Below are 11,405 nucleotides of genomic sequence, written 5' to 3'. Positions count from 1 at the left end.
GATGATGGGTATCCACGCTGACGCTATGCAGCGCGAAGTTTGTTAATGATGAGGTCCGTGAATGCCCCGCAGTTTATGGTTCAAAGTTCTTGTTGTAGTGGTCGCCCTTTGGGCGCCGTTAAGTCAGGCAGACACCGGATGGCAACCGATTCAGGAAACCATCCGTAAAAGCGAAAAAGATCCCCGTCACTATCAGGCTATTCGCCTGCAAAACGGCATGGTCGTGCTGCTGGTATCCGATCCGCAGGCGGTAAAATCGTTGTCGGCGCTGGTGGTGCCGGTGGGTTCCTTGCAGGATCCGGCCGACCATCAAGGGCTGGCGCACTATCTCGAGCATATGACTTTAATGGGCTCGCAGAAGTACCCGCAGCCTGACAGCCTTGCTGAATTCCTCAAAATGCACGGCGGCAGCCATAATGCCAGCACCGCACCGTATCGCACCGCGTTCTACCTTGAAGTGGAAAACGATGCTCTCAACGGCGCCGTCGATCGGCTGGCCGATGCCATTGCCGCGCCGCTGCTGGATAAAAAATATGCCGAACGCGAACGTAACGCGGTCAACGCCGAATTGACCATGGCGCGCACCCGGGACGGGATGCGCATGGCGCAGGTGAGCGCCGAAACCATCAACCCTGCGCATCCGGCTTCACAATTCTCCGGCGGTAACCTCGATACACTGAGCGATAAGCCTGGCAGCCCGGTGCTTGATGCGCTACACGCTTTCCGCGACCGCTGGTACTCGGCAAACCTGATGAAGGCAGTTATCTACAGCAATAAGCCGCTGCCTGAGTTGGCAAGCATTGCCGCCGCGACCTACGGGCGGGTGCCTAATCATGACATCAGCAAGCCGGAGATTACCGTCCCGGTCGTGACCGATGCGCAGAAGGGCATTGTGATTTACTACGTGCCGGCGATGCCGCGTAAGGTGCTGCGCGTTGAATTCCGCATCGATAACAACAGCGCTCAGTTCCGCAGCAAGACCGATGAGCTGGTGACCTATATGATTGGCAACCGCAGCCCCGGCACCTTATCCGACTGGCTGCAGAAGCAGGGGCTGGCGGAAGGGATTCGCGCGGATTCCGATCCGGCGGTCAACGGTAATAGCGGCGTGCTGGCGATCTCCGCTACCCTCACCGATAAAGGCCTGGCGCACCGCGATGAAGTTACCGCCGCTATCTTCAGCTACCTGAATTTGCTGCGTACACAGGGTATTGATAAGCGCTACTTTGATGAATTAGCCCACGTGCTGGAGCTCGATTTCCGTTATCCGTCGATTAACCGCGATATGGATTATGTGGAGTGGTTGGCCGATACCATGATTCGCGTGCCGGTAGAGCATGTACTGGACGTGGTTAATATCGCCGACCGCTATGATGCCCAGGCGATTAAAGACCGTCTGGCGATGATGACCCCGCAAAATGCGCGTATCTGGTACATCAGCCCGAATGAGCCGCACAACAAAACCGCTTATTTCGTCAACGCGCCGTACCAGGTTGATAAAATTAGCGCCCGGACCTTCACCGACTGGCAGCAAAAATCTGCTGCCATCAAGCTGCAGCTGCCGACGCTGAACCCCTATATTCCGGATGATTTCACGCTGATTAAGAGCGATAAGGCCTACCCGCATCCGGAGCTTATCGTCGATGAGCCGACGCTGCGCGTGGTGTACGCGCCAAGCCAGTACTTTGCCAGTGAACCGAAGGCCGACGTCTCGCTGGTGCTACGTAACCCGCAGGCGATGGACAGCGCGCGCCGTCAGGTGATGTTCGCGTTGAATGATTACCTGGCCGGTATCGCCCTCGATCAGCTTAGCAATCAGGCCGCGGTAGGCGGGATAAGCTTCTCGACCGGCGCCAACAACGGTCTGATGGTTAATGCCAACGGCTATACCCAGCGTCTGCCGCAGCTCTTTACCGCGCTGCTGGACGGCTACTTTAGCTATACGCCGACCGAAGAGCAGCTTGAGCAAGCGAAGTCCTGGTATGCCCAGATGATGGATTCGGCGGACAAAGGCAAAGCCTATGACCAGGCGATTATGCCGATTCAGATGCTGTCGCAGGTACCCTATTTTGAGCGTAAAACACGTCGCGATTTACTACCGTCAATCACCCTGAAAGAGGTGATCAACTACCGCGATAACCTGAAAGCAAGAGGGCGGCCGGAGCTGCTGGTCATCGGTAACATGAGCGCCCGAGAGTCCACCGATCTGGCCCGCCAGATCCAAAAACAGCTTGGCGCCGATGGTAACGAATGGTGTCGCAATAAAGACGTGCTGATCGACAGCAAACAGCTGGCGATGTTTGAGAAAGCAGGCAGCAGCACCGACTCCGCGCTGGCGGCGGTTTTCGCGCCGCCAAATGTCGATGAATACAGCAGCATGGCCGCCAGTTCGCTGTTAGGGCAGATTATTCAGCCCTGGTTCTACAACCAGTTACGTACTGAAGAACAACTCGGCTATGCGGTATTCGCCTTCTCAATGAATGTGGGCCGCCAGTGGGGGATGGGCTTCCTGCTACAGAGCAGCGATAAACAGCCGGCCTTCCTCTGGCAGCGCTTCCAGGCCTTCTTCCCGACGGCGGAAGCCAAACTGCGGGCGATGAAACCGGAAGAGTTTGCCCAGATCCAGCAGGCGGCGATTAGCCAGATGCTGCAGGCGCCGCAAACGTTGAGCGAAGAAGCATCAAAGCTGAGCAAAGATTTCGATCGCGGTAATATGCGCTTCGATTCACGTGATAAAGTAGTGGCTCAGATGAAACTGCTGACGCCGCAAAAACTTGCCGACTTCTTCCATCAGACGGTGGTGGATCCGCAAGGCATGGCACTGTTATCCCAGGTTTCCGGCAGCCAGAACGGCAAGACGGAATACGCCGCCCCTGAAGGCGGTAAGGTATGGGAAAGCGTCAGCGCATTGCAAAAATCCTTACCCCTGATGCGAGAGAATGAATGACCGAAACCGCTGAGTCTCTTGACCCACTCCGCTTGCCCCTGACGGGCGAGCGGCTGATAGAAGCCTCCGCGGGCACCGGCAAAACCTTTACCATCGCCGCGCTATATCTACGGCTGCTGCTGGGGCTGGGGGGAGAATCAGCTTTCCCCCGGCCGGTCAGCGTGGAAGAGCTGCTGGTGGTTACCTTTACCGAAGCGGCGACGGAAGAGCTGCGCGGGCGCATCCGCAGCAATATTCATGAACTGCGGATCGCCTGTTTGCGTGAGAGTTCCAGTAATCCTCTGTATGCCTCTCTGCTCGCGGAAATCGCCGATAAAAACCAGGCGGCGCAAACGTTGATGCTGGCGGAGCGGCAGATGGACGAGGCGGCAGTCTTTACCATCCACGGCTTCTGTCAGCGGATGCTAAGCCTCAACGCCTTCGAATCCGGCATGCTGTTTGAACAGCAACTGATTGAAGACGAATCCCGCCTGCGTTATCAGGCCTGCGCCGACTTCTGGCGTCGCCACTGTTATCCGCTGCCGCGCGATATCGCCGCGGTGATCCATGAACAGTGGAAAGGACCACGCGATCTGCTCAAGGCGATCGACCGCTGGCTGCAGGGCGAAGCGCCGCAGCTAAAATCGCCGCCGCCGGCGGAAGAGACGCTGGCAAGCCGCCATCAGCAAATCCTGGAACGTATCAATGCGCTGAAGCAGCAGTGGCGGGAGCAGGTTAGCGAAATTGAAAACGTGCTGGAAAACTCAGGGCTCGATCGCCGCAAGTTCAACCGCGGCAACCAGGGCAAGTGGATCGAAAAGGTCAGCGCCTGGGCGCAGGAAGAAACGCTGAGTTATCAGTTGCCTGATGCGCTGGAAAAATTCTCGCAACCGTTCCTCATTGAGCGCACCAAAGACGGCGGCGAACCACCGTTGCATCCGTTATTCAGCGCGGTAGAGGCGCTGCTCGCCTCACCGCTTACCTTAAACGATCTGGTTATCGCCAGGGCGATGGTGGAGATCCGCGAAGCGGTCGCCCGCGAAAAGCGGCGTCGAGGCGAACTGGGCTTTGACGACATGCTCAGCCGCCTTGACGACGCGCTGCGCGGCGACAGCGGCGAAGCGTTGGCCAGCGCTATTCGTCAGCGTTTTCCGGTGGCGATGATCGATGAGTTCCAGGATACCGACCCGCAGCAGTATCGTATCTTCCGCCGCATCTGGCGTCGCCAGCCGGATACGGCCCTGCTGCTGATTGGCGACCCGAAACAGGCGATTTACGCCTTCCGCGGCGCCGATATTTTCACCTATATGAAAGCGCGTGGTGATGTCGCTGCCCACTATACGCTGGATACCAACTGGCGTTCGGCGCCGGGCATGGTACAGAGCGTAAATCGTCTGTTCGGCCTGAGTGATAATCCATTCATGTTCCGCGAGATCCCATTCTTGCCGGTGAAGCCAGCCGCTAAAAATCAGACGTTGCGCTTTACCATTGATGAGAAGCCGATCCCGGCGATGAACATGTGGTTAATGCCTGGCGAAGCCGTCGGTTCTGGCGATTATCAGTCTTTTATGGCGCAATTGTGTGCGACGCAGATCCGCGACTGGCTCAGTGCCGGCCAGCAGGGGCGCGCGCTGCTGTGGCGCGGCGAAAAAGCCGAGCCGGTGCGCGCCTCCGATATCACCGTGCTGGTGCGTAACCGTCTCGAAGCGGCGCTTATTCGCGATGCGCTGCAGCTCTTGTCGATCCCGTCGGTCTATCTCTCAAACCGCGACAGCGTTTTTGAAACCCCGGAAGCGCAGGAATTACTGTGGGTTCTACAGGCGGTACTGGCGCCAGAGCGTGAAAACACGCTACGCAGCGCGCTGGCGACGTCGATGTTTGGCCTTAATGCGCAGGATATCGAAAACCTCAATCAGGATGAACGTGCCTGGGATGCGCTGGTAGAGGAGTTCAGTGAATACCGGCAGATCTGGCGCCAGCGTGGCGTGATGCCAATGCTGCGCGCGCTGATGGGGGCGCGTCATATTGCCGAAAACCTGCTGGCGACCCACGGCGGCGAACGCCGTTTGACCGATATTTTGCATATCAGCGAATTGTTACAAGAGGCGGCTAATCAGCTGGAGAGCGAGCACGCGCTGGTGCGCTGGCTGACGCAACATATCGCCGAGCCGGACAGCAATGCTTCCAGCCAGCAGATGCGTCTGGAGAGCGATAAGCATCTGGTGCAAATCGTCACTATCCACAAATCAAAAGGACTGGAATATTCGCTGGTCTGGCTGCCCTTTATCGCGCGCTTTCGCAAACAGGATCAGGCGTTCTATCACGACCGCGATTCCTTTGCTGCGGTACTCGACCTCGGAGAGGGGGAGAATAGCCTTGAGCTGGCGGAAGCCGAGCGTCTGGCGGAGGATTTACGCCTGTTGTACGTCGCGCTAACCCGCGCGGTGTGGCACTGCAGTCTCGGGGTCGCGCCGTTAAGTACTCGCCGAAGCGATAAACCTGGCAACAGCGATTTTCATCACAGCGCCCTCGGCCGTCTACTGCAGGACGGCGAACCGATGGACGCGGCGGGATTGACCGCGCGGCTACAGGCATTATGCCACGATGATATTGCGCTATGTATTCCCGATACCATGGACCAGACGCCGTGGCAGGCGCCGGAAAACGCGCTACCGTCGCTTTCGGCGCGGACGGTTGAACGCCAGGTGAGTGACGACTGGCGGGTGACCAGTTATTCCGGCCTACAGCAACATGGTTCCAGCGCCGGTCAGGAGCTGCTACCGCGTCTCGATATCGACGCCGCGGGCGTTGGCGAGGTGGCGGAAGAGCCGCAGCTCACGCCTCATCAGTTCCCACGCGGCGCGTCGCCGGGGACTTTCCTGCATAGCCTGTTTGAGGATCTCGATTTCAGTCAGCCGGTACCGGTTAACTGGATGGCGCAAAAACTACAGTTGCACGGTTTTGGCGAAGAGTGGGCGCCGGTGTTGAGCGAATGGCTGGACGGCGTGCTGCGAACACGCCTGCCGGGCGCTGAAATCGCCCTGAATCAGCTGGGCATGCGGGATAAACAGGTGGAAATGGCCTTCTATCTACCGATTGAACAACCGCTGGATCCGCTGCAGCTGGACGCGCTGATCCGCCGCTATGATCCGCTGTCGGCTGATACCCCGGCGCTCGATTTCCGCCAGGTCCGCGGCATGCTGAAAGGGTTTATCGATCTGGTATTTCGTCATGATGGTCGTTATTACCTGTTGGACTACAAATCTAACTGGCTGGGCGAAGACCGCGAAGCCTATACCCAGCAGGCGATGATCCAGGCGATGCGCCTGCATCGTTATGATCTGCAGTACCAGCTGTATAGCCTGGCGCTGCACCGTTATCTGCGTCACCGTATTGCCGATTATCACTACGAGCGGCACTTTGGCGGCGTCATTTATCTCTTTTTACGCGGCATGGACGGGCAGGAAGGCGGGCAGGGGATCTTTACCACCCGCCCGGCGCAGCCGCTGATTGACGGCCTCGACGCGCTATTTGCCGGTGTTACCCTGGAGGTGGACTCATGACCATGGATGAACTGCTGCTGGCCGCCGCCGAGCAGCGTTTGCTGCGACCGCTGGACGTACAGTTTGCGCTGATGGTGGCGCAGGATGCCCCTCCGGCAGTGAAGCTGGCCGCCGCGCTGTTGAGCCGGGATGCCGGAGAAGGTCATGTCTGCCTGCCGCTGTCGCGCCTCAACGCTGAAGAAGCGCTAAGCGGCAAGGCCGGCGAGATCCGCGACCAGTTGCTGGCGATGGCCGGAGAGCCGCAGGACTGGCCTCAATTGTTGCTTTCTTCGTCAGCGGTGAGCCGCGGCGACGAACCGACGCCGATGATTTTATGTGGTGACAGGCTGTACCTGAACCGCATGTGGCGTAATGAACTCACCGTCGCCCGCTTTTTTAATGAGACGAACCGGGTACTGGAGGTTGATGAAGGACGGTTAACGGCAACTCTGAATGAACTCTTTCCTGCGACCGACGATATCGACTGGCAAAAAGTCGCTGCGGCGGTGGCGCTGACCCGGCGCATTTCGGTGATCTCCGGCGGTCCCGGCACTGGCAAGACCACTACCGTCGCGAAGCTGCTGGCGGCGCTGATTCAGATCAACGACACGCCGCGCTGTCGAATTCGGCTGGCGGCGCCGACCGGCAAAGCCGCAGCGCGCCTGACGGAGTCCCTTGGGGCGGCGTTAAGAAAACTTCCGCTTAGCGATGAGCAAAAAGCGCTGGTTCCCGCCGATGCCAGTACCTTGCATCGCCTGCTGGGGGCGCAGCCCGGCAGCCAACGCATGCGCTACCACGCCGGGAACCCGCTGCATCTGGATGTGCTGGTGGTCGATGAAGCCTCAATGATCGACTTACCGATGATGTCGCGCCTGATTGATGCTTTGCCGGAACATGGGCGGGTGATTTTTCTCGGCGACCGTGACCAGCTTGCCTCCGTGGAAGCCGGGGCGGTGCTTGGCGACATCTGTGCTTGGGCGACATCCGGTTATACCGCGGCGCGAGCGCAAGAATTGTCGCGTTTGACCGGCGCAACGGTGCCGGCGGGGGAGGGGCAGATCGCCGGGGCGTTGCGCGATAGCCTGTGCCTGTTGCAAAAAAGCTACCGCTTTGGCAGCCATTCCGGTATTGGCAGCCTGGCGCGGGCGGTCAATGCCGGTGCGCGCGCAGAAGTGAAAGCAACGTTACGCCAGCAGTTTGAGGATATCGTTCTGCAGCCGCTCAGCACCACCGAGGAGTATGAAGCGATGCTGATGGCGGCACAGGAGGGCTACGGTCGTTATCTGCAACTGCGCCGCGAGCAGGCCGCGCCGGAGCAGATGATTGCCGCCTTCGGCGAATTTCAGCTGCTGTGCGCGCTGCGTGAAGGGCCTTACGGGGTAAGCGGCGTGAATGAACAGCTGGAGCAGATGCTCCACCGTAAGCGGGCGATTACGCTACCGCGCCATTCACGCTGGTACGATGGCCGCCCGGTGATGATTTCCCGTAACGATAGCGCGCTGGGGCTGTTTAACGGTGATATTGGTATTGCGCTGGAAAGGGACGGCGAACTTCGCGTGTGGTTCCCAATGCCGGATGGCAGCATTAAATCGGTGCAGCCAAGCCGCCTGCCGGAACATGATACCGCCTGGGCAATGACGGTGCATAAGTCCCAAGGGTCGGAGTTCGATCATGCGGCGCTGATCTTGCCTTCTCGTAGCGTGCCGCTGGTGACCCGCGAGCTGGTTTATACCGCGATTACCCGCGCCAAACGGCGCCTGTCGCTTTACGCCGACGAGCAGGTGCTGGCGCAAGCCATCGTGACGCGCACCGAACGGCGCAGCGGCCTGGCGGAGATTTTCGCGCATGGCGGAAAGCCCGGATAAGGCGCAGCCGCCATCCGGGGGAGCCCTGCTGGCGCTACGTTGCGATGTCGTCGGGTAGCCCGGATAAGGCGCAAGCCGCTATCCGGGGAGTTATCCGTCAGCCCAGGTCTGCCATCAATACCTTCGAACGGCGCTGATAGTTGTACATCTGTTTTTTACTCTCCGGCAGCAAATCAATATCCACCGGGGTGAAGCCGCGTTCCTGGAACCAGTGGATACTGCGGGTGGTCAACACGAATAGCTTGCTGAGCCCCATCTGCTTCGCTTGGGCGGCGATACGGCTCAGCAGTACCTCGCCGCGTGACGAACTACGGTAATCCGGATGCACCGCTACGCAGGCCATTTCGCCGATTTTCTCTTCCGGGAACGGATAGAGCGCGGCGCAGGCGATGGTGGTGTTATCGCGCTGGATGATGGTGAATTTATCAATCTCCATTTCCAGCTGTTCGCGCGAGCGGCGCACCAGAATGCCTTGCTGCTCCAGCGGGCTGATAAGATCGAGGATGCCGCCGATATCGTTAATGGTTGCCCGGCGGATCTGCTCGGCGCTTTCCATGACGATCTGCGTACCGATACCGTCACGTGAGAATAGCTCCTGCAGCAGCGCGCCATCTTCCTGATAGCTAATTAAATGGCAGCGACGCACGCCACTGCGGCAGGCTTTCACCGCCCCGCGCAGGAAGCGTACGGTACCGGAATTATAATCTTCTTCCGCTTCCAGCTCCTCTACCCGCGCCTGCGCCTCGTTAGGGAACAGCTCGGAAACGATCTCGCCGTGCTGGTCGTAGACCCCCTGCGACGAGCAGAAGCCGATCATCTTTTCAGCTTTCAGCTTTACCGCCAGTTGGGTGGCTATCTCTTCAGAAGTGAGGTTGAAGCTCTCGCCGGTGACGGATACCGCGACCGGGCCCATGAGCACGATTGCGCCGCTGTCCAGTTGGCGATGAATGGCTTCTTCATCGATGCGGCGAATACGGCCGCTGTGGCAGTAATCGACGCCATCATCGACGCCAAGAGGTTGAGCAATAATAAAATTGCCGCTCACCACGTTGATATGTGCCCCCTGCAGGGGCGTATTGCCGAGGCTCATCGACAGGCGGGCGGTAATTTCTAACTGCAGCATACCGGCGGCCTGCTTCACCAGCTCAAGGGTTTTGGCGTCGGTGACGCGGGTCTGCTTGTGATAAACCGGCTCGTGGTGATGTTCCGCGAGGTTGGCGTCAATTTGCGGGCGCGCGCCATAGACCACCACCAGGCGAATACCGAGGCTATGCAATAAGCCAATGTCATTGACTATGCTGGAAAAGTTATCGTGCTCGATGGCTTCTCCGCCCAGCATGATGACAAACGTTTTTCCCCGGTGCGCGTTTATATAGGGAACAGAATGGCGGAATCCCTCGACCAGTTCAGTGCGACGCTCCTTCACCATGACAAACCCTCAGTGCATGATTATTCGTAATAAATGTATTTTTATTCTGTTTTGCTTCGTGGCGCAACCCCTAATTTGTCACTAATTTGCGAAAACATTGTGACAAAACCTTGGGTGTCAAAGTTTGTTTACCCTTTTATAGATGACAGGTTATGCGGCTTTGGTTAAAGTTTCTGGTCAATCTGTTCATTTTGGCTTCAAACACGTTTTTTTGCTTGGGAGTGGCATGTCGGGATACAAGTCGGGATTAAGCCGCCGTCGTTTTTTACAAGGGGCTGGCGCCATGTGGTTAATGAGTGTGAGTCCGGTCGGTTTGGCCGCCGCCGCGCAGGTAGTCGCGGTGCGTATCTGGCCGTCGTCGACTTACACCCGCGTCACGGTGGAATCCAATCATGTACTGAAATATCGGCAGTTTGCGTTAAGCAATCCTGAGCGAGTGGTGGTTGATATTGAAGGCGTTAACCTGAATTCGGTTCTGAAAGGGATGGGCGGGCAGATCCGCGACGACGACCCGTATATCAAATCCGCGCGCGTGGGCCAGTTCGACCCACAGACCGTGCGGATGGTGTTTGAACTGAAACAAAACGTCAAACCGCAGCTGTTTGCGCTGGCGCCGGTCGCCGGTTTTAAAGAGCGTCTGGTGATGGATCTTTATCCCTCTACGGCCACCGATGTGCAGGATCCGCTGCTGGCGCTGCTGGAAGATTACAACAAAGGCGATCTGGAACGTCAGGTACCGCCGGCAGAAAGCGGGCCGCAGCCGGGGAAAGCCGGGCGCGATCGTCCTATCGTTATCATGCTCGATCCCGGCCACGGTGGTGAAGACTCCGGCGCGATTGGTAAATACCGAACTCGTGAGAAAGACGTGGTGCTGCAGATTGCCCGTCGATTGCGCGCGCTCATTGAGCGTGAAGGTAATATGAAGGTCTATATGACCCGTAACGAAGACGTGTTTATTCCGTTGAAGGTGCGTGTCGCCAAGGCGCAGAAGCAGCGTGCCGACCTGTTCGTTTCGATTCACGCCGACGCCTTTACCAGCCGTCAGCCGAGCGGCTCTTCGGTGTTCGCGCTCTCGACCAAGGGCGCTACCAGTACCGCCGCGAAATACCTCGCGCAAACGCAGAACGCCTCGGATTTAATCGGCGGCGTCAGCAAGAGCGGCGATCGTTACGTCGACCACACCATGTTCGATATGGTGCAGTCATTGACCATCGCCGACAGCCTGAAATTTGGTAAAGCGGTGTTGCAAAAAATGGGCAATATCAACAAGCTGCATAAAAATCAGGTGGAGCAGGCGGGCTTTGCGGTACTGAAGGCGCCGGATATTCCTTCGATTCTGGTCGAAACGGCCTTTATCAGTAACGTCGAAGAAGAGCGTAAACTGAAGACCGCGAAATTCCAGCAGGAAGTGGCGGAGTCGATTCTGGCGGGGATCAAAGCCTACTTTGCCGATGGGGCGACGTTGGCCAGACGTGGATAAAAAAATAGCGCCTTCGGGCGCTTTTTTTTATAACGGTATTTACGGACGGCAGAAACAAAAAAACACCCTTAAGGGTGTTCATTGTGTTGGTTGCGGGGGCCGGATTTGAACCGACGACCTTCGGGTTATGAGCCCGACGAGCTACCAGGCTGCTCCACCCCGC

General features: G+C 58.0%; 5 protein-coding genes. 4 read left to right on the top strand and 1 reads right to left on the bottom strand.

The window, feature by feature from the left end; translation table 11 throughout:
• Positions 1 to 61: 61 nt before the first annotated feature.
• Genes ptrA through recD form a run of 3 tightly spaced genes read left to right on the top strand, consistent with a single transcriptional unit; the run spans position 62 to position 8,333 of the window.
• Positions 62 to 2,947: a pitrilysin gene (gene ptrA, locus AC2CGP_RS11925; protein WP_484502345.1), complete on the top strand. Its 2,886-nt coding sequence runs from the start codon at positions 62 to 64 to the stop codon at positions 2,945 to 2,947.
• Positions 2,944 to 6,489 (top strand): exodeoxyribonuclease V subunit beta, encoded by a 3,546-nt coding sequence (recB, locus tag AC2CGP_RS11920; protein WP_417639948.1) that lies wholly within the window; start codon positions 2,944 to 2,946, stop codon positions 6,487 to 6,489. Before ptrA ends, recB begins: the two co-directional genes overlap by 4 nt.
• Positions 6,486 to 8,333, top strand: a complete 1,848-nt coding sequence (gene recD / locus AC2CGP_RS11915) for an exodeoxyribonuclease V subunit alpha (protein ID WP_063444793.1) — start codon at positions 6,486 to 6,488, stop codon at positions 8,331 to 8,333. Before recB ends, recD begins: the two co-directional genes overlap by 4 nt.
• Before the next feature lie 97 nt (positions 8,334 to 8,430).
• Here the strand turns inward: recD and argA are convergent, their stop codons facing one another.
• Positions 8,431 to 9,762: an amino-acid N-acetyltransferase gene (gene argA, locus AC2CGP_RS11910; RefSeq protein WP_015369939.1), complete on the bottom strand. Its 1,332-nt coding sequence runs from the start codon at positions 9,760 to 9,762 to the stop codon at positions 8,431 to 8,433.
• 226 nt (positions 9,763 to 9,988) lie between these two features.
• On the opposite strand from argA, the gene amiC reads away from it, so the two are divergent.
• Positions 9,989 to 11,242, top strand: a complete 1,254-nt coding sequence (gene amiC / locus AC2CGP_RS11905) for an N-acetylmuramoyl-L-alanine amidase AmiC (protein ID WP_020078045.1) — start codon at positions 9,989 to 9,991, stop codon at positions 11,240 to 11,242.
• Positions 11,243 to 11,405 lie beyond the last annotated feature (163 nt).

It is taken from the genome of Klebsiella sp. SYXHC3 (genome assembly GCF_057196925.1).
This window is presented reverse-complemented; position numbering and strand designations above follow the sequence as displayed.